At 60.5% G+C, this 238-nt stretch carries 1 pseudogene; it reads right to left on the bottom strand.

What is annotated here, in order from left to right:
• Positions 1 to 164 precede the first annotated feature (164 nt).
• Positions 165 to 238: pseudogene (locus tag SB751_RS35010) on the bottom strand (peptidoglycan-binding protein LysM); the annotation flags it as partial.

The raw sequence follows: 238 nt of genomic DNA, 5'->3' as shown, positions 1-238 counted from the left end.
ATGGGCGGCATGAAGGGCATGGGCCGCTTCATGAAGGGCTGATGGCTCAAAAAAATGGCCAGACGTTGCGTCTGGCCAAATGATCGCGGCAGTCAGGGGGTTCTGCGCCGCGATGTACAAGCCGACCACTGCAAAGGCGCAGCCGGCTTGTTCGCTGTTCTGATTTACGACAGGGGCGGAATGCGCAGCACCTGGCCCGGGTAGATCTTGTCGGGGCTGGTCAGCATCGGCTTGTTGG

Source organism: Cupriavidus sp. SIMBA_020 (assembly GCF_046535395.1).
In the GTDB taxonomy this organism is placed as follows: Bacteria; Pseudomonadota; Gammaproteobacteria; order Burkholderiales; family Burkholderiaceae; genus Cupriavidus; species Cupriavidus campinensis.
The sequence above is the reverse complement of the archived record's forward strand: the minus strand, read 5'-3'. Positions and strand labels throughout refer to the sequence as shown.